The organism is Streptomyces sp. NBC_00377, assembly GCF_036075115.1.
Taxonomy (GTDB): Bacteria; Actinomycetota; Actinomycetes; order Streptomycetales; family Streptomycetaceae; genus Streptomyces.
On record NZ_CP107958.1, the window covers coordinates 8679192 to 8702788 of the forward strand.

Below are 23597 nucleotides of genomic sequence, written 5' to 3' on the forward strand. Positions count from 1 at the left end.
GCGCGCACCGCGGTCAGGGCAGGCGCGGCAGCGTGTCCCTGGCCGCGTGACTGAGGATGCGGAGATCCTCGGCGAACCGCTCACGATCCGCTGCGGGCAGCGGTCCGACGAAGTAGCGCTCGATGTTCTCGACGTGCACGCGCGAAGCCCGCACGGCCGTCTCCTCTCCCAGCGCGGTGAGCGTCACGAGCCTCCCGCGCCGGTCGTCGGGGGACTCGGCCCGCGCCACCAGCCCGGCCGCCTCCATGCGGTCCACCAGACGGGTGGCGCCTCCCGTGGTCAGCACCTGCTCCTGGGCGATGGCCCGCATCGACAGGCCGGGGTCGCCCGCGCGTCCCAGGATCAGCAGAACCTCGAACATCAGGTGGCTGATCCCGCACTCCACCTCCAGCGCCCGGCCGAGGATGTACTCCAGCCGGTTGGCCGCTCCCTGCAAGCGCCCGAAGGCCAGGATCAACTCGTGGTCCGCGGCTTCCTTCGCCGTCGCTATCCCCGCTCGCTCGCTCACAGCCCCGCAACCTCTCGTAGCCCGACCCCACCACCGTACCGATCATGCCGGGCGTGGCGGTCGGGTGGTGGGCGGACGGCTCACTCCGTGGGGAGGGAACGCCCACTCATCCGCCGGCCTGCCTGATCAGGGCGCGGGCGGCCTCGACGATCTCTTGGTGCAACGCGTGCGCATGGGAAGCGGCCGACGGGCAATGCGCCAGAGGTGACACGCGTCGGAATCGTCCTCGGAATCCTGGTCGCCGCTCTGGCGGCCCTGGCCGCAGCGATGGGGATCTCGCTCTCCTGGTTGTGCGCGGCCCTCCCGCTCCTGCTCCTGGGTCTGCTGGGGGCCTGGGACCTGCTGCAACGCCGGCACTCCGTGCTGCGCAACTACCCGGTCCTGGGCCACGCCCGTTACCTGATGGAGCGGATCCGTCCGGAACTCCAGCAGTACTTCATCGAGCGCAACTACGACGGGCGCCCCTTCGACCGGGACGTGCGCAGCATCGTCTACGAGCGCGCCAAGGGCACCGCGGCCGAGGAGCCGTACGGCACCGAACGTGACGTGTACGCACCCGGCTACGAGTTCCTCGTCCCGTCGATGGCGCCGTGCGAGGTGCCGAGGACACCGCCACGGATCCGCGTCGGCGGCCCCGACTGCACCCGGCCCTACGACATGGCGATGCTGAACGTGTCGGCCATGAGCTTCGGCTCGCTGTCGGCCAACGCGGTCCTCGCGCTGAACGGCGGCGCCGCCGCCGGAGGCTTCGCCCAGGACACCGGCGAGGGCGGGCTCTCCGAGTACCACCTGCGCCCGGGCGGTGACCTCGTCTGGGAGATCGGCACCGGCTACTTCGGTTGCCGCACCGAGGACGGTGACTTCGATCCGGCCGAGTTCGCGGACAAGGCCGCACACGACCACGTCAAGTGCGTGTCCCTGAAACTCTCGCAGGGCGCCAAGCCGGGGATCGGCGGTGTCCTTCCGGGCCCCAAGGTCAACGCGGAGATCGCCCGCGTCCGGGACGTACCCGAAGGACGCACGGTCGTCTCACCGCCGTACCACCGCGTCTTCTCCACTCCACGCGAACTCGTCCGCTTCATCGCCCGCATGCGGGAGCTGGCCGACGGCAAGCCGACCGGGTTCAAGCTCTGCGTCGGTTCGCGCAGGCAGTTCCTCGCCGTGTGCAAGGCGATGCTGGAGGAGGGGACCGCCCCCGACTTCATTGTCGTGGACGGAGCCGAGGGCGGGACCGGCGCGGCACCGCTGGAATTCGCCGACCACGTGGGCACCCCGCTCACCGAAGGGCTGCTCACCGTGCACAACGCCCTGGTCGGGACGGGGCTGCGCGACCGCATCAGGGTCGGTGCGAGCGGCAAGATCGCCACCGGCACCGATCTGGTGAAACGCATGGTCCAGGGCGCCGACTACGGCAACGCCGCCCGGGCCATGATGTTCGCCGTCGGCTGCATCCAGGCCCAGCGCTGCCACACCAACACCTGCCCCACCGGTGTCACGACCCAGGACCCCCGGCGTGCCCGCGCCCTCGACGTCGGCGACAAGACGCCACGCGTCCAGCGCTTCCAGGAGGCGACCGTGGCCGGCGCGTTGCAGATCATGGCGGCCATGGGCGTCACCGATCCGGCCGAGCTGCGTCCGCACATGCTCCGCCGGCGTGTCGACCCGTACACCGAACGGTCCTACGCGGACCTGTACGAGTGGCTCCGGCCCGGACAGCTTCTCGCCGAGCCTCCGCATTCCTGGGCGGCCGACTGGAAGGCCGCCGACCCCGACCGATTCACCGTCTGAACTGGAGCGATCAAGTGGCCCGTACCGTTGCCCGTGTCATCGTGGACGCGCTGAGCGAACTCGGCGTGCGCCAGGTCTTCGGCGTCGTCGGCGACGCCCTCAACCCCGTGACCGACGCCATCCGCACCACCGAGGGCCTGGAATGGGTGGGCTGTCGGCACGAGGAGGCGGCGGCGTTCGCCGCGAGCGCGCAGTCGCAGCTCAGCGGCACCCTCGGCGTCTGCATGGGCACCGTCGGACCCGGTGCCGTCCACCTTCTCAACGGGTTGTACGACGCGGCCAAGAGCCGTACGCCGGTGCTGGCGATCGCCGGGCAGGTACCGCTCGCCGAGATCGGCAGCGACTACTTCCAGGAGGTCGACAACGACGCCCTCTTCAGCGACGTGGCCGTCTTCCGCGCGACCATCACCTCTCCCGACCAGCTGCCCCAGATGCTGGAGACGGCGGTGCGGCACGCGCTCGGCCGCAAGGGAGTCGCCGTCCTCACCGTGCCGGGCGACCTGGGCGAACAGGAACTGACGGCCGACCGGCCCACCCGCTTCTCCCTGGACGCGCCCGTGAGCCGGCCGGACGAGTCCGGTGTGCGGCGCGCCGCGGAACTCCTCGACCGCGCCGAACGGGTCACCCTGCTCGTCGGCCAGGGCGCGCGCGCCGCGCGGGAGGACGTGCTCGCACTGGCCGACCGGCTGGCCGCACCCATGGTGCTCACGCTGAAGGCGAAGGCGGGCTTCGAGGGCGACGGCAACCCCTTCCAGGTCGGGCAGACGGGACTGATCGGCAACCCGGCGGCCGCGTCGGCACTCCAGGACGCGGACACCCTCCTGCTGCTCGGCACCGACTTCCCCTACCGGGACTGGTATCCCGAGGGCCGGACCGTGATCCAGGTCGACACCGAGGCCACTCACATCGGACGCAGGGTCCCGGTCGACGTCGGGCTCGTGGGCGACACCGGCGCCACCGTGCGCGACCTCCTGGTCCGGCTCGCCGCCGCGCCCCCCGGGACCGAGGGCGCCCGGGACCGCTCGCACCTCGAGAAGGCGCGTGAACGTTTCGACCGGTGGCGCACGGGCCAGGCCCGGCTGGCCGACCCGTCGCACGACAAGGGCCTGGTGGGCCGCGTCCGCTCCGCTCTGGACAACCGCACGCACGACATCCGCCCGGAGGCGCTGGCCGCCATCGTGGACGAAGTCGCCGCCGACGACGCCGTCTTCACCTCCGACACGGGTATGGCGACGGTGTGGCTGTCGCGGTTCGTCGAGATGCGCGGTGAGCGGCGGCTGATCGGTTCCTACAACCTCGGCTCCATGGCCAACGCGATGCCTCAGGCCCTCGGCGCCCAGGGCCTGGACCGTGAGCGCCAGGTCGTGGCCTTCTGCGGGGACGGCGGGCTCAGCATGCTCCTCGGTGACCTGATGACCCTCAGGACGTACCGCCTTCCCGTCAAGCTCGTCGTCTTCGACAACCGCCGGCTGGGCATGGTGAAGCTGGAGCAGGAGCAGGCGGGGCTCCCGGAGTTCGGCACCGTCCTCGACAACCCCGACTTCGCGGCTGTCGCCGAGGCCATGGGCATCCCCGGTATCCGGGTCACCGACCCGGCCGAGCTGGAGGGCGCCGTGCGCCGGGCCTTCGCGACCCCCGGCCCGGTCCTGCTCGACGTCCTCACCAATCCGGACGAGATCGCCGTCCCGGCCAAGCCGACCGTCGAACAGGGCTGGGGTTTCGCGCTGGCCAAGGTGAAGGAGGTCGTCCGCAGCCACGGCGACGGGAGCGAGGACTGAGCGACGGGCGTGTCACCCGGACGGTTCCGGAACCGTCCGGTTCTGCTCTTCGGGCTTCCCGCAGGTCACCGCGGCCGGCGTACGGACCGGCGGATGACGAGCTGGGTGCTCAGGACCACGTGAGCGTCACCGCCGTCGCCCTCGGCGCGTTCCATGGCCATCCGTACCGCGGTTCGGCCCAGATCCTCGTAAGGGACCCTGACGGAGGTGAGGGACGGGCTGAGGTCCGCCGCGAAGGGGACGTCGTCGAAGCCCACCAGTGAGACGTCCCCGGGTACGTCGAGGCCCGCCTCGCGGAGCGCCGCCAGCACGCCCACCGCCACCGTGTCGGTGCCCGCGACGACGGCGGTGAAGTCCAGTCCGGCTCTCACCGCGTCCCGGGTGCGCCGGTAGCCCGAGGCGCGGGTGTAGTCGCCGGGGACGTCGAGTTCCCCCGTGTACGGAACGTCGTGTGCGCGCAGCGCGTGCAGGTGGCCCTCGCGCCGTTGCACCGCGGTGCTCAGCAGGGGGTCGCCGCCCAGGAAGAGGACGCGCCGGTGGCCCTGCGCGAACAGATGGTCGGCGGCCTGGAAGGCGCCCCCGCGGTTGTCGTAGTCCACGACGGTCACCGGCAGATCCCCGGGCAGTGCCGGCCGTCCCACCAGCACCAGCCGGGATCCGACGGCGTCCAGACCTCGGGCATACTCCGCCATGCGCAGGAAGTAGGCGTCGTCCTGCACGGCCCCGCCGACGAGCACGACGGCCGCCGCGTGTTGCTCGCGCATCAGCCGGACCAGCTCGTTCTCCCGCTCCGCGTCCCCATGCGTGGCACAGACCAGACTCAGCCGGCCCCGCGCGGACGCCTCCTGTTCGACCCCGGCGGCGACATGGGCCAGTGAAGGCCCGGTGATGTCCCTCAGAACCAGGGCGACGGGACCCGCGACCCGCCCGGAGAGGGCTTTGGCGTGCACGTTCACCACGTAGTGCAGCGCCCTCACCGCGTCCATGACCCGGTCCCGGGTGGCGGCGGAGACGGGATAGTTGCCGGCCAGCGTCCGGGAAACGGTTGCTACCGACACCCCGGCCCGCTCGGCGACATCACGGATCGTGCTCGGGCGGTCCCCGCCGATGACGTTCCCCTGTCGGCGGGTGGTGCCTCTGTGGCCGGGACTCACGCGGGAGCCGTTCTCGTTCACCGTCACGCCACGACGTTACTGGATCCGGCGGAGTCGGCGGAGTTCCGGGGAGCCGGCATGGTGCCCCTGGGAGGTAACCGTTTACCTCCCAGGGGGCGCGGTCTTCAGGCGCTGTTCGCCAGCGCGCTCCGGTGAACAGGGTGCGCCGCCGGCCTGCCCGCCGCGAGACGCTCGAGTTCTCCCACCACCGTGCCGCCGAGACGGGCCAGTTCGTTGCCGAGCGACCCCGCGATGTGCGGGGTGAGGAACACGTTCGGGAGGCTGAACAGAGGGGAGTCGGGCGGCAGCGGCTCCGGGTCCGTGACGTCGAGCACCGCGCTGATCCGCCCGCTGGTCAACTCCTCCACGAGCGCAGGCTGGTCGACCAGGGCGCCGCGGGAGGTGTTGATCAGCACGCCGCCGTCGGGGATGAGGGCCAGCCGTTCGCGGCTGAGCATGTGACGGGTCTGCGGGATGTCCGGGGCGTGCACGCTGACGATGTCGCTGGTGCGCAGCAGCTCGTCCAGCGCCAGGGGCACGGCACCGAGTTCCGCCGCCCCGGCCGCGTCGACATAGGGGTCGTACAGGCTCACCGAGAAGTCGAAGGGACGCAGAAGTTCCCCCACCCTGCGGCCTACGCGGGAGGCGCCGATCAGGCCGACGCGGCGCCCGAGGTTGCCCACGCCTGCGTACTCCGTCGGGCCGGGGTACGCACGCTCGGTGCGCAGGCGTTCCCTCAGCCGGAAGGCGTCCTTCCCGGCCAACAGGATCGCGGCGAGGGTGTATTCGGCGACGGGCAGCGCGTTGGCCTCCACGGCGCTGGAAAGAGTGAGCCCTCGCTCCCAGAACGCGTCTCCCACCAGGTGCCGGACGCTGCCGGCCGCGTGCAGTACGGCCCGCAGCCGGGGCGCCGCCTCCAGCACCTGCGCGCCGAGGCGGGGGCAGCCCCAGCCCGTGATGAGCACGTCGGCCCGGCCCAGTGCCGCGAGCGCGGTGGGATCGGAGAAGTCCTGGACGACGAAGTCGGGGTCGACGTCCGCCAGTCGACGGAGCCGCTCCATCACCGGAGGCGGGAACAGTCCCCCCAGGTGCACGGGGTCCATGGCGAAGAGGGCGACTGGGGGCGAGGACATGACCATGCTGCTCCTGCCGGGGCCGTGAACGGTGGGCGAGACGCCGGGAGACGTCAGTAAACGTATTCCACGCTAGAAGTCCTTTCGGTGTCGGTCAATGGCCGACCGGACCGCGGACTCCCGCCGCCCCTCTCGCTCGATCACCACACGGGCGGCACAAGGGGCCCGATGAGAGGCGTTGTTGACGATAGCTCACGTGGTTCGACGAACAAGTCGCTCGTCGGCCACGGCTGGTCCGATCCGATGGGCACAGTGCCCGGAGCCCGTTTATGACAAACGGTTACTGCCATCAGATCGCTCTGAGTGCTTCGTCCGCCCCACGCTTGTGATGGTGACGGGCGCCGTGCCGCGACTCGACAGGCGTCTCGCGCAGCGCCCTTCGGGCAGGACGCGCGGCCGATGTGTTCCGGCAGGCCGGACACGGGCCCGACGGCCGGGCGCGCAGACCCGTGCGCGAGGTCAGCCGTGGCCGCCGAGTCCCGCGTCACGGGCCAGCAGAGCGGCCTGGACGCGGTTGCCGGAGCCGAGAGTGGTGAGGATCCGGCTGACGTGCGCCTTGACCGCTGCCAGCTGGGCACTTCCTCCAAGCCCGGTCCTTCAGGACCGGGTCAAGTTGACGTCAGGAACTGCGTCAGCAGGCGGTTGAGTGCGGCGGGCCGCTCGGTGGGGAGGGAGTGGTGGGACGCGCCCGGCAGCGTGGCGACGATCGCCTCGGGCAGGAGCCGACGGGCTGCGGCAGCCACGCGTCGCACGTCGTGGGCCCGGCTCTGTTCGCCCAGGAGCACCAGGGTTGCCACGGTGCAGGCTTGCAAGTCCTCCGTCCTGGGGCGGCGCATGGCGACGACCTTCGACCGGTGGGCGGTCGCGGTGCTCTCGAGGAACGCCTGCCAGGCAGGATCCTCGGGGTCACGGCCGGTCTCCCACCGGTGGAAGGCCCGTATGCGCCGGGCGGTGGGTCTCACCAGCGCCGGCAGGGCGTGCACGAGGTAGCTAAGGCTGGGGCCGGCGAAGCAGTTGGCGGGATCGAGCAGCGCGAGTCGGCCGAGCCTGCGGGGCGCGTGGAGCGCGTAGGACAGGGCGATCCAGGCGCCGTAGGAGTGGCCGCACAGATGCGCGCCGTCCAGGCCGAGCGCGTCGAAGAGTGTGTCGAGCCATGCCGTCAGGTCGTCGGCGCCCCGCAGCGGTGCCCCGTCGTGCACGCTGCGGCCGATGTCGCCCATCAGGTCGAACGCGTGGACCCGGTGGGAGAGGGCGAGGTCCCCCACGTTGGCGAACCAGGCCACCGATGTGGTCCCGCCGCCGGGCAGCAGCACGAGAGGGGTGCCGTCCTCGGGGCCGCAGATCTGAACCCGGGTACTGCCGTAGGCGGTCGCGACGTCGACGCTGCGGACCTCCACCGGCCACTGCCGCAGTACGGCGTCGTACGCCTCGAAGAAGACGGTTTCGTCGCTCATGGTCCCCCGCCCTATGATTGCTCGGCCAGCGATAATCTCGATGGTCGAGATATTACTCCGGGAGTGTGTGTGGACGAGCAGGACCCCGGCCTCCGTCTGGTTCACCTTCTGCGGGCCGTCACCGTGGAACTGAACCTGTTCGGTGCCGAGTTCGGCGACCGCAACGGGCTGCATCCCACCGATGTGCGCGCGCTGATCGACCTGTTGGACGCCGACCGGGCGGGCGTGGCGGCCACCCCCGGATGGCTGGGCGCTCGGCTGGGGCTGAACTCGGCGTCGACCACGGCCCTGCTCGACCGGCTCGAACGGCTGCGTCTGGTGCGCCGGGAACGGGACACCGGAGACCGCCGGCGGGTGCTGCTGGCCGTCACGGACGAGGCCGTCGCCCTGGGCCGGTCGTTCTTCGGGCCGCTGATCGACGAGATGGTCGCCGCGATGCGCTCGTTCGACGAGAAGGACCTGGCCGTGGTGCGCCGCTTTCTGCTGGCCGTGCACGACGTCGCCGCCGCCGGGCGACGCACTCGGCAGGACGGCTCCGGCGCAGGGTGAGCAGCGGGCCGCCGCACCACGGCGGCACGGCATGTCGCGACGGTGGACCGTGCGGTGCGCCGGGCCACGGCGCCGTTACCCACTTTCGGATGACGGCCCGGCCGACGCTGGGCGGCGCGTGGTCGAGGCGCCTCAACCTGTTCAACCGCCGCACGCCCTCAGGGCGCACCGTGTCGTCAACCTCGCGCCCGGCAACATACGTGGACGATGCAGGCAAGAGTCATGGAAATGCGGGCAAGAAGTAACACAGTCCCCGTTTCCCCTCTCGGCTCCGACGAGTTGGGCAGAGTGCCTGTGCGGCCGATCCGGCCGCCGACTGCACACCGCACCGATTCCCGCGACGGCCGCGAGGTCCGCCGGGGGAGGGTGCCCGCACCATCAGGGGGACTCATGTCCGCTTCCGCTTCCGTCTCTGCCACCGCCCGCCGTGTGTCCGCCGCCGCGCTCGCCGCCGGCGCCCTGGTCCTGGCGGCGGTCCTGCCGGCGTCCGCGGCCGACCAAGCCCGGCCGCAGCACTCGAAGGTGAGGATCTCGGCCGTCCAGCACGACTTCCCAGGGCACGGCGACCGCTCCAACCGCTCGCTGAACAGGGAGCGGGTGCAGCTCACCAATCCCACCCGCCGCGCGGTCGACCTCGGCGGCTGGACCCTGGCGGACGAGGACGGCCACACCTACACCTTCCACCACTACCGGCTGGCCGCCCGCTCCACGGTCCGGATCCACACCGGCGCGGGCCGCGACACCCGATCCGACCTCTACCAGAACCGCCGCCGGCACGTGTGGGACAGCGACTCCGACACCGCCACCCTGCGCGACGACCGGGGCCGCCTCGTCGACGCGTCCTCCTGGGGCCGCGGCAGCCACCACCGCCCCGGCGTCCGCCGCTGATCCGCCCGCCTTCGGCCGGCTGAGATCCGCGCGGCGGTCCCGGAAGACATGACACCCCGTCGGCGCGCCGTCCTCTGCGGGACGGCGCGCCGACGGCCTTGTGCGGGACTCGAGGAGACGCCTTCGCGCCGGGCGGCCGGACGGGGCGGACGGGGCGGGCGGCACTAGGTGCGGCGATGCAGTACGACGGCGAGCGGTGTGGCAGTGAACATCGAGGAGTAGGTGCCCACCGCGAGCCCGATGAGGAGGGCGAGGGCGAAGTCGGTCAGGGTCTCGCCGCCGAGGAAGGCCAGCGCGGTGAGGATGAAGGCGGCGCCCATCCCGGTGTTGACGGTGCGGGGGAGTGTCTGGAGGAGAGCCTGGTTGGCGACACGGGCGAAGCCCTCCCCGCGACGGTGGCGGCCGAGTTCCCTGAGCCGGTCGAAGACGACGACGGAGTCGTTCACGGAGTAGCCGATGACGGTCAGCAGCGCGGCGAGGAAGACGCCGTCGACGGGTTTGCCCAGCCAGGCGAAGACGCCGATCAGGATCACGACGTCGTGGGCGAGGGCGGCGACCGCCGAGGTCCCCAGCAGCCAGCGGAAGCGTGCCGCGAGATAGATCAGCTGGGCGCCCAGGGCGACGCCGAGGGCGATGAACGCGCCGTGGCGCAGTTCCTTGCCGAGGCTGGGCCCGATGGCTTCGTCGCGGATCCGTTCGGCGTCGGGTGCCAGGCCGGTGACGGTGTCGGTGATGATGGCCGCCCGGGCGTCGCTCAGGTGATGGGTGCGTACGGTGAACCGGTTCTCGCCGGAGGTCTGGACGACGGCGCGCGGGAATCCGGCCTCGGCGAGTGCGGTACGCGTCCGGTCGGGGTCGACGGGTGCGGCCGTGGTGGTGTATTCGATGAGGCGGCCACCGGTGAACTCGACGCCGAAGTCGAGGCCGCGCACGGCGATTCCGGAGGCCGCCAGGACGAGGGCGGCGGCCGAGACGGCCAGCCACCGGCGCGGACGGCGCATCAGATCCGGGTTCGTGCGGGCGAGACGGGCGCGAAGGGCGCCGGTGTGGGCGATGCCGGTCAGGTGGGGGCGGCGGCGCAGGCCGGGGACGGCGACGGCGTAGTCGGCGAGGGCGCGGGTGATGACCAGGGCGCTGAGCATGGAGGCCAGGACGCCGATGCCCAGTGTGACCCCGAACCCGCGTACCGGTCCGGAGGCGAGGAGGAACAGCAGGGCGGCGGCTATCAGGGTGGTGATGTTGGAGTCGGCGATCGCGCTGAGGGCCCTGCGGAATCCGGCGGTCAGTGACGAGCGCGGGGTGGGGCGTCGGCGCGAGGCGTACTCCTCGCGGGCGCGTTCGAAGACGAGGACGTTGGCGTCGACCGCCATGCCGATGGCCAGGACGAACCCGGCGAGGCCGGGCAGGGTGAGGGTGGCGCCGAGGGCGGCCAGGGCCGCGTAGGAGACGAGGCCGTAACAGGCCAGGGCAACGGTGGCCAGGGCTCCCATGATCCGGTAGACGGCGATGATGAACAGCGAGGTCGTCGCGGTGCCGACGACGGCCGCCCAGGCACTGGCCGCGATGGCCTGCGCGCCCAGGGTGGGTCCGACGGTGCGCTGCTCGACGGTCTCGACCGGCACGGGCAGAGCGCCGCCGTTGATGAGCAGGGCCAGTTCCTTCGCCTCGCCGTCGTCGAAGGATCCGGTGATCTGCGTCGAACCGCCGCCGATGCCGGACCGGCACGCCACCGAGGGGTCGACCTGCGGCGACGAGATGATCTTGCCGTCCAGGACGATGGCGACCCGGCGGGCCGGATCCCCGGCCGGACGGCAGGCGGCCTCGCCGGTCAGGCGGGCCCAGCCCTGTCCGCCTGATCCCTCGAAGTCGACGGTGACATGCCACCCCGCACCGCCCTGCTGGTCGAATCGGGCGGCTGCCTCCTCGACGTCCCTCCCGGTCAGTGAGGCCGCCCGCAGGCGCAGGAGCCGGCCCGACTCGTCGGCCATGACCTGCTCGCGGGGCCCTTCGGACTGCGGATCCGGGACCTCGTCAGCGCCGGCCGCCGTGCCGAGTACCTGGTGGAAGGAGAGCCGGGCGGTGCGGCCGAGCAGGTCGGCCGCCTTCCGCGGATCCTGTACGCCGGGCAGCTCGACGACGATCCGGTCGCTGCCGGAGCGGGCGATCGTGGGCTCGGCGACACCGAGGGCGTCGATACGGCCGCGCAGCACCTCGACGGTCCGCTCCGTGGCCTGCGTACCGGCGTCGGCGGCCGAGGCCGGACGGGTCTCCAGCACGATCTGGGTGCCGCCCCGCAGATCGAGCCCGAGGTGGACGGGCACGGTGAGCGCGACGTACAGGGACAGCAACACGGCGGCAAGGGCGATCAGCCCTCTGATGTGCGGGGATCGTTTCACGGCGGGCCTCCGGCAGGCAGCCCGCGGCCAGGGGCGTGACCGCGGGCGAGGAAGAAGAAGGGGACGAGATTCAGGTGCCGGAGGACGAGGGGGGCGCCCGCACCCCGTGAGGGAGTGCCGGGCGCCCTGGCCCGGGCGGTCCTGCGGCCGTCAGCGCGGGACGCGGGAGCCGGAGCAGGGGCGGGCCGACCGCTGGGAGAGCGGACGCGTCGGGGGCGGGGACCGGGGGAGCGTGACGCTCACCGGTGGCGTCCCGATGACCGCGGGTCGCAGCGGACGGAGCGGGATCCGCGTCCCCTGCGTAAGCCCCGCTGTGCGCCGACGTGGTCTGGGGGGCCGTTGTCGCAGCGACCGGTGGACGAGGGTCTTGACCGACGGATGCCGACAGGCCGAGCAGGACGACGACGGCGAGGACGGCGAGCAGTACGGCCGGCACCGATGCCCGCCGCAGGGCGTCCGGGCGCGCGACGGCGTGTGTGCAGCCTGCCATGACCGTCCTGTTCGCGTGCGGTGGCGGTCTGCCGGGAGAGGCAGGGAGTTGAGGAGCCCGGCCGGGAGTGAGCGGCCGGATCGTCCTGAGGGCGGGCTGCGGGTCAGGCTTCGACGAGGCCGGCCCGGATCGCGTAGCGGGTCAGTTCCAGCCGGTCCCGCATGCCGAGCTTGTGCAGGAGGTTCGCTCGGTGCCGGTGGACCGTCTTGATGCTGATGAACAGCAGTTCGGCGATCTCCTTGGAGGAGTGCCCCTCGGCCACCAGCTTGAGGACCTCCTCCTCCCGTGCCGTCAGCACCTGGGCGGGCGGCTCCTCACCGTGCCGGACCCGGTCCAGGTAGTTGCGGACGAGCGCGGTCACCGCGCCCGGATACAGGAAGGGCTCGTCGCGCACGGCGGCCCGGCAGGCGGCCACCAGGTCCCGGTCCGCCACGGACTTCAGCACATATCCGCTGGCCCCGGCCTTCAGCGCCTGGAAGAAGTACTGCTCGTTGTCGTGCATCGTCAGCATCAGCACCCGCACCTCCGGCCTGAGCGCGACGAGTTCGCGGGTGGCCTGGAGGCCGGTCATCCTGGGCATGGCGATGTCCAGCACCGCCAGGTCGACCTCATGGGTGCGGGCCAGGTCCACGGCCTGCGCGCCGTCCCCGGCCTCGGCGACGACCTGGAGGTCCGGCTCCCGGTCGAGGATGAGCCGCACCCCCCGGCGTACCAGCGCGTGGTCGTCGGCGAGAAGGATGCGGATGACGGGTGTGTCGGGCGTGGTCATGGCTGCTTCCTGAGGAGGGGCACGGTCAGCCGGACCTGCGTACCGGCCTGTGACTGGGAGGTGATGTCGAGCGTGGCCCCGAGCAGCAGGGCCCGCTCGCGCATGCCGCGGATCCCCGCCCCTTCACGGGCGACCGCGGTTCCGCGGCCGTCGTCGACCACGGCCAGTACCACGGCCTCGCCCGTGCGGCGCAGGCTCACCTCGACCTGGCCGGCGTCGGCATGACGGGCCGCGTTCGTCAGGGCCTCCTGTGCGACGCGGTACAGCACGAGTTCCGTCTGCTGGTCCAGCACGGGCACGGAGGTGTCGAAGCGGCGCACCACGCGCAGTCCCGCATGGGTGGAGAACTCTGTGGTCAGCGAGGTCAGGGCACTGATCAGACCGAGGTCCTCCAGCACGCCCGGCCGGAGCCGACGCGCCAGCCGGCGCACTTCGTCCAGGCTGCCCCGGGTGATCTCCTGTACCTGCCGCAGTTCGCCGCGCAGCGGCTCGTCCGCGTCGTCGGCGGCCCGCTCCAGCGCAAGCAGGATCGCGGTCATGCTCTGGCCCACCTCGTCGTGCAGTTCCTGGGCGATGCGGCGCCGCTCCGCTTCCTGGGCGAGGAGGACGCGGGCACTGCTGGAGGCGCGTTCGTGCTCCAGCCGCTCGAGCATGGCGTTGAAGGTGCGGATCAGTTCCGCGGTCTCGCCGCGGCCCCCTTCCGGCAGCCGCTGCCCCGGGCGCAGCAGATCCACGGTGGCCATCAGCCGGGTGAGCCGGTCGAGCGGAGCCAGGCCGACCCGCAGCAGGGCCGCGTTGGCCACCAGCATGACGACCAGACCGGCCACGAGGATGACCGCCTCGGTCAGCACCACCGGCACGGAAACGGTCACCGGAGCCCACAGCAGCAGCGCGGTCGCGCTGCCCAGCACCACCGCGTTGAGGGCGAAGATCCGCCAGAACAGGGACACCGGGATGACGCCTTTCTCCATGTAGGTCGGCTTCGCCGCTCACGGACCGTCACCGCACACCCCGAAGGTGAGCTGTGGTCACCGGTCCCGGCTTCCAGGCTGCCCGCTCCCGGACCCGCCGTCGATGGGGGCCAATGCCCATTTCCGGACCCGGCGCGCCCACGCCGCGACGAACCCCGGGACCTGCCGGAAATGGGTATCGCGCCCGATGGTTTCCCTCCGCCATCACCGCCACGGTGGAAGCACGAACCGCCACCGGGGAGTCACCGCCGCCTCACTGCTGCGACTCCCCGCCCGGCGCCACCCACCTCCGTAGGGAAAGCAGGAACCGCATGTCACTCGACACACCCCGGACCGAAGCCCGCCGTGAGCGGCTGACGGCACACGAGGCCCTCCAGCGCCTCGAACACGAACGCGCCTCCCGCCTGGTGCAGCTGCGGGCCATCGGCGAGGCCGCGCCGGCCGGCGGGGAACAGATGGCGTCCACCCACAAGGACACCGTCCGACGAGTCCTCACCGAAGTGGAGGCCGCCGTCGCCCGCGTCCAGGACGGCACCTACGGCCTCTGCCGCGCCTGCTCCGAACCCATCCCGGTCGAGCGCCTGGAGATCCTTCCTCACACGCCGTTCTGCGTCCCGTGCCAGCGCGACGCCACCTGACGAGCACCCGTCCGTCCTTCCTCTTCCGCCCTGCCCAGGGGGTGAACCGGTGAACCACCAGATCATCGACGACCGCACCACGACCCTGTCGATCGACGACTTCGCCGCACTGCGCGAAAACCTGCACGAACAGCTCCTGTTCCGCCGGGAACAACTCCAGCAGCTGTCAGCCGCCGCCACGACCCGCACCGACGCGCTTCTCGACCGCGCCGCCTCCCAGATCGAGGTCCGCGTCAAGCTCGCCGCCTCCGCCCGCATGGTCCTCACCGACGTGGAAGCCGCCCTCGCCCGCATGGACCGGGGCAGCTACGGCACCTGTCACCTGTGCCGCCGGCCCGTCGAGCGCGACCGGCTGATGATCGTGCCGCAGGCCCGCTACTGCGGCCGCTGCCAGCACGTCAGGGAGGCCGGACGATGACCACCTCACCCGGGCACGGCCCCCTGACCGCTCGGCACCGCTCGTGGCCCTGGTGCCGGCAGTGCTCCGGCATCGCCCTCGATCTGGGCAGCGCCCGTACCCGGGCCTGGATGTCCGGGCGGCGCACGATCCTCGACGTACCCACGGTCACGTTCCCGGGCGACGGCGCCACCTACCCCGTCCAGCGCGGCGCCATCGTCGACATCCCCGGAACAGCCCGGATGCTGGGCCGGCTGCTCGGTCACCGCCTGCCCCGCCCCGGTCGTCCCCTGCTCATCCTGACCACGCCCGCCCTGGGCGGAACCGCCTACCGGACCGCGGCCCGCGCCGCGGTCGAGACCCTGCGCCCGCGCACGGTCCTGACCATTCCCGCCGCCCGCGCCGTGGCCGTCGCCGAGGACGCCGACCTGACCCGTCCCCTGCTGGTCGTGGACATCGGCGCCCACCTCACCGAGGTCACGCTCCTCGTCGACGGCGCGGTGACCGACGCCCGCCACACCGCCCTGGGCACCGGCGACCTGGACAGCCTCGCCCCGCCCACACGGATCACCGAAGCGGTCGCCGCCATGGTGACCGCCATGCTGGAGCAGGACCACACCCACCGGACGCGCGACGCCCTCCGCCGGGGCGCACTCCTCGCCGGCGGGGGCGCGCTACGGCCCGACATCGCCCACCGGCTCACCGACCGGCTGCACGCCCCCGTCCGGCCCGTCCCCGCCCCCCACACAGCGGCGGTCCGAGGCGCCGCAAGCCTCCTGCGAGCCGCGCACACCCACCCCTCCACCACTGCGGTCACCGACGCCGGGCACCTCGGCCGGCCCGCGCCCCACCCACGCCCCTGACTCCGGCAGGCGCCCGGCAGGGTGCCGTGACGAGTGCCCTGTTCACCCGTGCGATGCCAGGCGTCACGGACTCGTGGCACCACCCGTCTAGGCGGCGCGTCGCGGGGTATCCGGGACCCGACCCGCCGGGTGGTGCGCTCCGAAGGGCTGGACGGTCGGTCCGAGGAAAGAGGGTGAGAGCATCCCCGCCGTGGATGATGCAGACGGGCACACGGTCCGGTGGCGGGCGGCGCTGCGCCGGACGCCGGTGTCCGTCTGGAACGACGACGTCACGGACTGGGCCGCCGCCCTGACCTACTACGCGGTCCTGGCCCTGTTCCCGGTGCTGCTGGTGGTCCTCTCGATCCTGGGACTGACGATGCCCACGGCCGAGCCGCAGGTCATCGACCGCATGGCGCAGGCCGCCCCGGCCGCGTCCCGCGCTCTGCTGCGCAGCACCCTGCGGGAGATGGCCACGCAGTCGTCGGCGGCGTGGACGCTGATCTTCGTCGGGGGGACGGGAGCCCTGTGGTCGGGATGCAGCTATCTGAGCGTTTTCCGCCGGGCGCTGTACGCCATGCACCGGATCAGCGCGGACCGGCCGGTCTGGCGTACCGCTCCGCGCATCATCGGCACGGCACTCGTCCTGATCTCGCTGCTTCTGACGTCGACCCTCGCGCTGTTGCTCAGTGGCAGCCTGGCCCGGCGCCTCGGTCAGGCGCTGAACATGGGTACCGCGCCCCAGACCACCTGGGACGCCCTGCGATGGCCGGTCGTGGCCGTGGTCGCGGTCGCCCTGGTGCTCGTCCTGTACCGGTCGGGGCCCGCGCCCTCACGCCGTGTGGGGAGGATGGCCCCCGGCGGCACGCTGGCGGTGGTGCTCCTGCTGATCGTGTCGCTCGGGTTCGCCGTCTACACCTCGCATGTCAGCACCTACGACCGTCTGTACGGTTCCCTGGCAGGCGTCGTGGTCTTCCTGGTCTGGCTGTGGCTGTCCAACCTCTCGCTGCTCATCGGCGCCCAGTTCAACGCGGAGCTGGCGAAGCCCGGGCCAGGGGAGTGAACCACGCCGAAGAGGGTCGGAGACGAACCGGTTCCGCGGGCGAGCCCCCCGCGGCCCCCCTGAACGGGCGGTTCATTGTGGTTCGGGACGTTTGACTGCGCGGACCGCTGGCTACTCGCGCCATCGCACGGGACGGACGGCAGTTTGCCGACCAGTGGTGAGAAAGGGAGGACGAAACGACGTGTCGAACCCCCAGCAGCCAGAGCTTCGGCGCAGCGACAAGGGCGCGAGCACCCCGCAGGACAGCCGTGAGCTCAAGGCGTCCCAGGACTCCGGCGGTGAGACCTGTGCCCACGGGACCGACCGCGGTGACAAGGGCGGCGGCGAGGGCGGCGGTACGCCTCCCTCACAGCGCCCCGATCACCCGTAGTCACGCCGGACCGTCTTCAGCAAGCCGATTCGACGGCGGCGCTGACCCTGTCGACCGTGACTCGTCGGCGAGGAAGCGTCGCTGGGGCCCGCCGGCCCGGTGACCGGGCCGATGACGGGCCCGTCCTTGCCGCATCAAGTGACGGGCGGTGGGCGTATTGTCCGAGTATGGACGATGATCGGTGCCGGGGAAGCGCAGCGCCGTCTCCCTCCCCGTCCAGCGGTCCGTGCCGTCGCCGCCGCCGGACACACCGGCAGGCGGCTCGGCGCGTTCGGCGGTGCCGGCCGGAGCACACCTGGCGGATCCGCGGAGGCCGCCCCTCTGCCGCGGCGGGGCAGGGGCCCGTACCGCCCGGGCGGACGGTCCGGGCGGCGGCGTCGGCAGGCCGGTCGACCGGCGTCGGCCGTCCGCGGATCGGCATGGCCGCGGGATCACCGCCCGCCACTTGCGGAGGAAGGTGAGCGCGTGTCCGAGGCCGCGTCCACCGATCATTCTGCGGACTTCGGCCCGCAGGCACTCGAATCGGTTCTGCTCGGGTTCGCGCGGGACAGCGGCGCCATCGTCAGCGGGGTGTATCTGCTGGCGCCCGACGAGCCCGCCCTGCAACTGGCGCTGCTGAGCGGGGTGTCGTGGCGGATCGCCGTTCCGTGGGCGCGGGTGACGCTGGAGGCCGCGACCCCGGTCGCCGACGCCGTACGGGAGCGCCGTCTGGTGTGGATCGGCAGCGAAGAGGAGTGGGCGCGCCGCTACCCGAAGATGGCGCTCGTCCTGCCCCACGCCTTCGCTCTGGCCGCCGCCCCGATCACGAGCGGCCCGACCGTGTGGGGCGGCCTGGTGGTGCACTGGCCCGCTTCGCACCCCCCGACGCTGAGCCCGGGGGAACGCGAGGAGTTGCGGGGCGTCTGCGACCGTCTCGGCGAGATCCTCCGGGAGGCCGCCGACGCGGGCCACCGCATGCTGGCCGGGCCCGAGCCGTACCTACTGCCCCCACCGCGGACCCGCGCCGCCGGGCAGCACGAGGCACAGGCCGCGGTCGACTTCGCCGAGCGCCTTCCCGACGGCTGCTGCTCGCTGGACGTGGACGGCCGGATCGTCTTCATCACCACCGCGGCGGCACGCCTCCTCGGCGTCGGCGTCTCCGACCTGCTGGGAGCACGGCCGTGGGAGGCGCTGCCGTGGCTGGACACTCCCGTCGCCGAAGACCGCTACCGGTCCGCGGCCCTCAGCCGCCGGCCCACCTCCTTCACCACGCTGCGCCCGCCGGACCACTGGCTGTCCTTCCACCTGTATCCGGACGCCACCGGCATCAGCGTGCGCATCGTCCGTGCCCTGGCAGCCCACCCGCCGGACCCTCCGCTGCTGGTCGCCCCGGCGCCGCCCGCCGAACCGGGCCGCGCCACCGCCCTCTACGCCCTGACGCACCTCGCGGTCGCCCTCACCGAGGCCGTCGGCGTGTCCGACGTGGTGGACAGGGTCGCCGACCAGATCCTGGCGGCCTTCGGCGCCCGGGCCCTCGCCCTGATGACCGCGCAGGACGGGCGACTCGGGATCATCGGCCACCGCGGCTACCCCGCCGACCTCATGGACCGCCTCGACGCCATCCCGCTGACGTCCGACACGCCCTCGGTACGCGTGCTGACCAGCGGGATCCCCTGTTTCTTCGGCAGCTTGGCGGAGCTGGAACGGGAACATCGCACGGCCGTCCTCCAAGGAGGTATGGCCGCGTGGGCGTTCCTCCCGCTGATCACCACCGGCCGCCCGGTCGGCTCCCTGGTCCTCGCCTACGACCGGCCCCATCCCTTCCCCCCACAGGAACGCGCGGTCCTGACCGCCCTCGCCGGACTGATCGCCCAGGCTCTGGACCGCGCCCACCTCTACGACGCCCAACACCAGCTCGCCCGCAACCTCCAGGCCGGCCTGCTGCCCCGCACCCTGCCGGACGTCCCCGGACTGGAGGTCGCCGCCCGCTATCTCCCGGCCGGCCACGGCACGGGCATCGGAGGCGACTTCTACGATTTCATCCGCCTCGACGAGACGAACGCCGCCGCGGCCATCGGCGACGTCCAGGGCCACAACGTGCAGGCCGCCACGCTCATGGGGCAGGTCCGTACCGCCGTCCACGCCGGCGCGGGCGCCTCTCCCGGCGAGGTCCTCGCCCGCACCAACCGCCTGCTCGCCGACCTCGACCCCGGCCTGTTCACCAGCTGCACCTACATCGACATCGACGTGGCCCGTCACCACGCCTGTCTGGCCACCGCCGGGCACCCGCCGCCGATCCTGCGCCACCCGGACGGCCACACGGAAGTTCTCCACCTCGAGCCCGGTCTCCTGCTCGGCATCGACCGCGCGGCCGAGTACCCCACCACCGAGATCGCCCTGCCACCCGGCACCGTGCTCGCGCTGTACACCGACGGACTCGTCGAGGCGCCCGGTGTCGGCATCGGGGACGCCATCCAGAGCCTCGCCGACCAACTGGCCCGGATCCGTACCCCCAACATGGAGGCCCTCGCCGACAGCCTGGTCGACGACGTCCGCCGGTCCGCGCTGCGCAGCGACGACGTCGCGTTGCTCCTCATCCACTCACGATGAACGCCGAGTGCGGAGCCGAGCGCGCACGGGCCGCGGGACGCAGGATCAGTACGGAGGCCGCCGCCTCGACGCACGGCAACAACCACACCGCTGGTCCGCACGTCTGTCCGACCCGCCGGGGACGCCCCGGGTCCCGCACCCCGGTGAGAGCGCACTCGGCAGGCCGCCGTCCGGTTCCGCGGACGCCGAGCACGAGCGCGCCCGGCACGAGCCGGGTGGGCCGGCCAGGCACCCGGCGACGCCGGGCGGAACAGCCGCCGCGCCGACCGGGACGACCGCTGCGGTCGAGGAACGCGCCCACCGGGACGACCGCCGAGGCCGAGGACCTCGGACGCCCGAGGCGCGTCAGAACGCGTACCGGATGCGCAGCCACGGAGCCCGGGCGGCGACCAGCGCACGAAGCCGCCCCACCGCACGCCCCTTGGCGGGGCTGGCGTAACGGACGTTCAGCGCGCCGTTCTCGGAGCGTTTGGTCTCCTGGAGGTCCGGCCGCCACAGGACGTCCTCGGCACGGGGGTGCCAGCCGAGGTTGACCTCGTGCAGCTCCTGGTTGTGCGTCAGCATGATCACCTCGGCGTCGGCCTGCCGCTTGACCCGGTCGGGCAGGACGCCGTCCAGCTGATCGAGGAGTTCCGCCCAGGCCTCCTCCCAGCCGGGGCGTACGACCACGGGGGAGAGGTTGAAGTGCGCCTCGTAGCCCGCGTCCAGGAAGTCGGCCGCCGCGGCGATCCGCTCGGCGACCGGTGAGGTGCGCACGTCCAGCAGCCGGGGGTCCTCCGGGGGCATCACCGAGAAACGGACCCAGTGCTCGGGGTGACGGGGCCGGGGCCCAGGGCGTCGAGTCCCAACAGGGCGTCGCAGTCACCGTCCGAGGCGGTGGGCGGGTGGCGCATGAGGGTTCCGGTCGGGTCGAAGCAGAACTGAACATGCCGCAACGGATGAATCCGCGCTTTCAACTGTACGGGCCGCCCCGGACGCTCGAGGTCGTGCTCACTTCTCCGCGTGCGCCGGGCCCGGGTCGGCGCCCGCCTGGAAGCAGACGGTCACCTTCTTGCCGCGCGGGCAGCGATAGGCCTCCCAGCGGTCGGCGAGCGCATCGACCAGCAGCAGACCGCGCCCGCCCTGGGCCGCGTTGCCGGGGTCGCGCTGCTCGGGGAGCTGGGGCGAGGTGTCGTGCACGGTCACGTGCAGGCACTCCTCGTCCCAGGTGAGGATCAGCTGCGCCGCGCTGTGGGCGTGCACGTGGGCGTTGGTGACCAGCTCGGACACGGCGAGGAGCACCGCGTCGACGAGGTCCGGGTCCCGTTGCGCCCAGCTGAGCGTCGCCAGATGTTCGCGGGTCCAGTCCCGGGCGGCCTTCACTCCGCTGCTCACCGGCAGCGAACGCGCCCACCCGACAGCCCTCAGCGATGAGTCCTTCGCCACTGTTGTCCTTCCTTTGGCCGACCAGCCGCCTTCGTGTTCCGTCTGCCCCGAAACCGCAGGTCCAAGGCGGCCGCGAGGGAGTCTTGCGAAACGACGGGCTACGCCACCGCACTGAGCGTGTCCGCGAGCCGGCGCCGGGCGGCACGGGTCGCGGGCAGGGCCGCGAGCGCCAGGGCGCCCAGCAACGCCGCCGCGCCGAAGGAGGACAGGGCGACAAGGGACGGCCGGTGGGCGATGCCGGCTCCGATGCCGCTCGAGCGGCCCTGGGCGTCGATCAGCCACAGGGAGAGCGGCAGGCCCAGGGCCAGGGCGACGGTGACCGCGGCCAGTACCGTGCACCCGGTGGCCGTGACGGTGATCCCGGTGATCTGCCGTGGGGACAGACCGATCGCCTTGAAGGCGAGCAGATCCCGTTCGCTCTCGCGCACGGCGCCGCCGATGGCGGTCAGCAGGTCGACGAGCCCGATCAGCGCGAGCACGCCGAGCAGGCCCACGACCACACTGCGCAGGGGCGACAGGCCGTCGGCGGGGTTCGTCACGATGTGCACGTCCAGCTGCCCGGGACCGGCCGCGGCGGTCAGTTCGGCGGCGACGCGCTGCGGATCCGCGCCGTCCCGCAGCCGGACCTGGTACAGCGTCGACCGCAGTTCGGGGTCGTTCTCGCGCAGGGTGTCGAGCGAGGTGGAGATGACCCGGCCGGCGTTCTCGGGCTCGATGCTGCGGCCCACGACGTGGAGGATCTGGGGCCGGCCGCTCACCGTCGTACGCACCCAGTCGCCGACCCGGACGTCCAGGAGGTCCAGCAGCCCCTGTCCGGCCACCGCCTCGTCGGGACCGTGGGCGGGCCGGCCCTCGGCCAGCGTGTAGGGGTAGGGGTCCTCTCGGGTGCCGAGGCCGCGCAGGGCGATCGTCGCCGTCTGGCCCGGGACCAGGGCCGCCACCTCGACGCCCGGATAGGCGGCGGCGACCTCGGGACTGCGCGTCAGCAGCGCCCGGGTCGCGGCGTCGCTCAGTCCGTCGTCGGCGCGGACGGTGAGCGCGGCCGCAAGCCCCATCTCCTGCGGTGTGCTGTGGAAGCGTTCGATGGTCGTCCACGCGCTCATCGCCACCACGATCAGCGTCAGCGGCAGCGCGAGGCGGGCGATCGTCGCGAGCGAGCGGGGGCGGCGGCTGAAGGTCCGGTGCCAGCCGAGGACCAGCGCGGGCGGCAGCCGCAGACCGAGAGCGCGCCGGGCCGCGCCCGACAGCCGTCCGCCGGCGGGGGCGGCGGTCCGCGGCACCGGGACGGGAGGCACCCGCCCCGCCCGCCAGGCCGCCAGCCCCGTGGTCGCGCCGATGAACAGCACCACCCCCACCGGTATCCCGACCAGGGTCGCCGCGTGTCCCGGCAGCCCCTGCCACACCCCGACCGCGTCTCCCAGGCGGCCCGGCAGCCGGCTGCCCAGCACCTGGGTGAACGTCGCGGCGGCCACGGCGCCGAGCAGCGCGTACGCGAGGTGCTGAAGCAGGAAGACACGCATGACCTGGCCCGGTGTGAAACCGATCGCCTTGAGGATCGAGATGTCCCGCAGATGACCACGGATGCGGGTGCCGATCGCGCCGTGCACGGCGAGTCCGGCGGCGGCGAGCGCGCCGAGGCCGAACAGGCCCAGTATCTGTCCGAGCAGCCGGTCCTCGCCCTGCGCCTCGGCCCGCGCCTGCTGCCAGGTGGAGACCTCCCGCACGGCGCCGGCGCCGAGCACGGTGACCGCGCGCTGCACGGCGTAGTCGGTGTCACCGGGATCCGTCAGGCGAAGCCCGATCACCTGACCGCCGTCGGCGCGGGCCCGCGGCACGGCGGCCGGCAGTGCCCAGACGAGGCCCGGCTGCTCGCCCGGCCGGAAGCGCGGCTCAGGGCTGTCGGCGACGCCGAGCACGGTCAGCGGGGTGCCGCCGCCGGGCAGGGTGAGCACGTCCCCGGGCTCGGCCAGCAGCGCCCGGGCGAGGCTGCTCTCCAGCACCACGCCGTCGGGCGCCGCCGCATCGAGCCAGCCGCCGGAGACGAGCAGGGGGCGTCCGACGGCGGGCCGGGCGGCGGTGCCGCGCAGCTCGACGAAGGCGCGGGCGCCGCGGGAGGCGACCGTGGTGGAAGCGGTGGGGTAGGGGCCCGCGACGGACTCGACGCCGTCCAGTGCGGCGACCTTGCCCGCCTGCGCCGAGGGACCGGTGTGGAGCCACACGTGTGCGCCCCGGGACTGTGTGAAGACACGTTCCCAGGGGTTCGTCGCATACCCGAAGAGGGCCGTGGCCAGCAGCAGGGAGGCGACGACGCCGACGGTGGCCAGCACCAGGAACAGCGCCTCGCCGCGATGTGTCCGCAGGTCCGAGTGCGCCCAGCGCAACGTGGCTCGCACAG

Annotated in this window: 19 protein-coding genes and 2 pseudogenes; 10 read left to right on the top strand and 11 right to left on the bottom strand. The window is 72.8% G+C overall.

The genetic code is table 11. From position 1 onward, the window contains the following. Nucleotides 1-13 precede the first annotated feature (13 nt). Nucleotides 14-508: a MarR family winged helix-turn-helix transcriptional regulator gene (locus OHS71_RS38570; RefSeq protein WP_328483965.1), complete on the bottom strand. Its 495-nt coding sequence runs from the start codon at nt 506-508 to the stop codon at nt 14-16. Nucleotides 509-712: 204 nt separating this feature from the next. Here OHS71_RS38570 and OHS71_RS38575 point away from each other — a divergent pair, with 204 nt between their 5' ends. Continuing rightward, on the top strand, nt 713-2296 hold the full coding sequence (locus tag OHS71_RS38575; protein ID WP_443047134.1) for an FMN-binding glutamate synthase family protein: 1584 nt from the start codon (nt 713-715) through the stop codon (nt 2294-2296). Between the two features lie 14 nt (nt 2297-2310). After that, nucleotides 2311-4074, top strand: coding sequence for a thiamine pyrophosphate-dependent enzyme (locus tag OHS71_RS38580; RefSeq protein WP_328483966.1), 1764 nt, complete (start codon nt 2311-2313; stop codon nt 4072-4074). 65 nt (nt 4075-4139) lie between these two features. Here the strand turns inward: OHS71_RS38580 and OHS71_RS38585 are convergent, their stop codons facing one another. From OHS71_RS38585 to OHS71_RS38600, 4 genes and pseudogenes are all read right to left on the bottom strand, one after another. Further along, on the bottom strand, nt 4140-5249 hold the full coding sequence (locus tag OHS71_RS38585) for a LacI family DNA-binding transcriptional regulator (protein ID WP_443047189.1): 1110 nt from the start codon (nt 5247-5249) through the stop codon (nt 4140-4142). Between the two features lie 104 nt (nt 5250-5353). Then, complete coding sequence (locus tag OHS71_RS38590) at nt 5354-6367, bottom strand: hydroxyacid dehydrogenase (protein WP_328483968.1); 1014 nt, start codon at nt 6365-6367, stop codon at nt 5354-5356. Between the two features lie 453 nt (nt 6368-6820). Beyond that, nucleotides 6821-6928 (bottom strand): annotated as a pseudogene (locus tag OHS71_RS38595) (DNA-binding response regulator); the annotation flags it as partial. Nucleotides 6929-6969: 41 nt separating this feature from the next. Further along, nucleotides 6970-7815 (bottom strand): alpha/beta fold hydrolase, encoded by an 846-nt coding sequence (locus OHS71_RS38600; RefSeq protein ID WP_328483969.1) that lies wholly within the window; start codon nt 7813-7815, stop codon nt 6970-6972. A 69-nt stretch (nt 7816-7884) separates the two neighbouring features. Between OHS71_RS38600 and OHS71_RS38605 the strand changes: the two genes are divergently transcribed. Both OHS71_RS38605 and OHS71_RS38610 read left to right on the top strand, forming a co-directional pair. Continuing rightward, nucleotides 7885-8364: a MarR family transcriptional regulator gene (locus tag OHS71_RS38605; RefSeq protein WP_328483970.1), complete on the top strand. Its 480-nt coding sequence runs from the start codon at nt 7885-7887 to the stop codon at nt 8362-8364. A 390-nt stretch (nt 8365-8754) separates the two neighbouring features. After that, nucleotides 8755-9252, top strand: a complete 498-nt coding sequence (locus tag OHS71_RS38610; protein WP_328483971.1) for a lamin tail domain-containing protein — start codon at nt 8755-8757, stop codon at nt 9250-9252. A 164-nt stretch (nt 9253-9416) separates the two neighbouring features. Here OHS71_RS38610 and secD read toward each other — a convergent pair whose 3' ends face one another. The 3 genes from secD to OHS71_RS38625 form a co-directional block, all read right to left on the bottom strand. Continuing rightward, a complete protein-coding gene (gene secD, locus OHS71_RS38615; protein ID WP_328483972.1) occupies nt 9417-11648 on the bottom strand; it encodes a protein translocase subunit SecD in 2232 nt (743 codons plus the stop codon). A gap of 593 nt (nt 11649-12241) precedes the next feature. Then, nucleotides 12242-12907 (bottom strand): response regulator transcription factor, encoded by a 666-nt coding sequence (locus tag OHS71_RS38620; RefSeq protein WP_328483973.1) that lies wholly within the window; start codon nt 12905-12907, stop codon nt 12242-12244. After that, nucleotides 12904-13857, bottom strand: coding sequence for a HAMP domain-containing sensor histidine kinase (locus tag OHS71_RS38625; protein WP_328484784.1), 954 nt, complete (start codon nt 13855-13857; stop codon nt 12904-12906). Before OHS71_RS38625 ends, OHS71_RS38620 begins: the two co-directional genes overlap by 4 nt. A 332-nt stretch (nt 13858-14189) precedes the next feature. On the opposite strand from OHS71_RS38625, the gene OHS71_RS38630 reads away from it, so the two are divergent. The 6 genes from OHS71_RS38630 to OHS71_RS38655 all read left to right on the top strand — a co-directional run bounded on the left by OHS71_RS38630 (nt 14190) and on the right by OHS71_RS38655 (nt 19777). Then, nucleotides 14190-14516: a TraR/DksA family transcriptional regulator gene (locus OHS71_RS38630; RefSeq protein WP_328483974.1), complete on the top strand. Its 327-nt coding sequence runs from the start codon at nt 14190-14192 to the stop codon at nt 14514-14516. 49 nt (nt 14517-14565) lie between these two features. After that, on the top strand, nt 14566-14934 hold the full coding sequence (locus tag OHS71_RS38635) for a TraR/DksA family transcriptional regulator (protein WP_328483975.1): 369 nt from the start codon (nt 14566-14568) through the stop codon (nt 14932-14934). After that, a complete protein-coding gene (locus OHS71_RS38640) occupies nt 14931-15776 on the top strand; it encodes a hypothetical protein (RefSeq protein ID WP_328483976.1) in 846 nt (281 codons plus the stop codon). The genes OHS71_RS38635 and OHS71_RS38640 overlap by 4 nt, the downstream gene beginning before the upstream one ends. A gap of 190 nt (nt 15777-15966) precedes the next feature. Continuing rightward, nucleotides 15967-16818 (top strand): YihY/virulence factor BrkB family protein, encoded by an 852-nt coding sequence (locus OHS71_RS38645; RefSeq protein ID WP_328483977.1) that lies wholly within the window; start codon nt 15967-15969, stop codon nt 16816-16818. Nucleotides 16819-16999: 181 nt separating this feature from the next. Continuing rightward, the gene (locus tag OHS71_RS38650; RefSeq protein ID WP_328483978.1) at nt 17000-17188 is read left to right on the top strand and encodes a hypothetical protein; all 189 of its coding nucleotides are present in this window, start codon (nt 17000-17002) and stop codon (nt 17186-17188) included. A 465-nt stretch (nt 17189-17653) separates the two neighbouring features. After that, a complete protein-coding gene (locus OHS71_RS38655) occupies nt 17654-19777 on the top strand; it encodes a SpoIIE family protein phosphatase (protein ID WP_328483979.1) in 2124 nt (707 codons plus the stop codon). A 345-nt stretch (nt 19778-20122) separates the two neighbouring features. Here the strand turns inward: OHS71_RS38655 and OHS71_RS38660 are convergent. From OHS71_RS38660 to OHS71_RS38670, 3 genes and pseudogenes are all read right to left on the bottom strand, one after another. After that, nucleotides 20123-20578, bottom strand: a pseudogene (locus OHS71_RS38660) (spore photoproduct lyase family protein); the annotation flags it as partial. Nucleotides 20579-20767: 189 nt separating this feature from the next. Further along, complete coding sequence (locus tag OHS71_RS38665) at nt 20768-21202, bottom strand: ATP-binding protein (protein ID WP_328483980.1); 435 nt, start codon at nt 21200-21202, stop codon at nt 20768-20770. A gap of 98 nt (nt 21203-21300) precedes the next feature. Continuing rightward, nucleotides 21301-23595: an ABC transporter permease gene (locus OHS71_RS38670; RefSeq protein WP_328483981.1), complete on the bottom strand. Its 2295-nt coding sequence runs from the start codon at nt 23593-23595 to the stop codon at nt 21301-21303. Nucleotides 23596-23597: the final 2 nt, after the last annotated feature.

Coding starts and splice junctions, on each gene's coding strand:
- OHS71_RS38590 (WP_328483968.1), bottom strand. CDS start 6,367: ATGGTCATGTCCTCGCCCCCAGTCGCCCTCTTCGCCATGGACCCCGTG.
- OHS71_RS38600 (WP_328483969.1), bottom strand. CDS start 7,815: ATGAGCGACGAAACCGTCTTCTTCGAGGCGTACGACGCCGTACTGCGG.
- OHS71_RS38610 (WP_328483971.1), top strand. CDS start 8,755: ATGTCCGCTTCCGCTTCCGTCTCTGCCACCGCCCGCCGTGTGTCCGCC.
- OHS71_RS38620 (WP_328483973.1), bottom strand. CDS start 12,907: ATGACCACGCCCGACACACCCGTCATCCGCATCCTTCTCGCCGACGAC.
- OHS71_RS38630 (WP_328483974.1), top strand. CDS start 14,190: ATGTCACTCGACACACCCCGGACCGAAGCCCGCCGTGAGCGGCTGACG.
- OHS71_RS38640 (WP_328483976.1), top strand. CDS start 14,931: ATGACCACCTCACCCGGGCACGGCCCCCTGACCGCTCGGCACCGCTCG.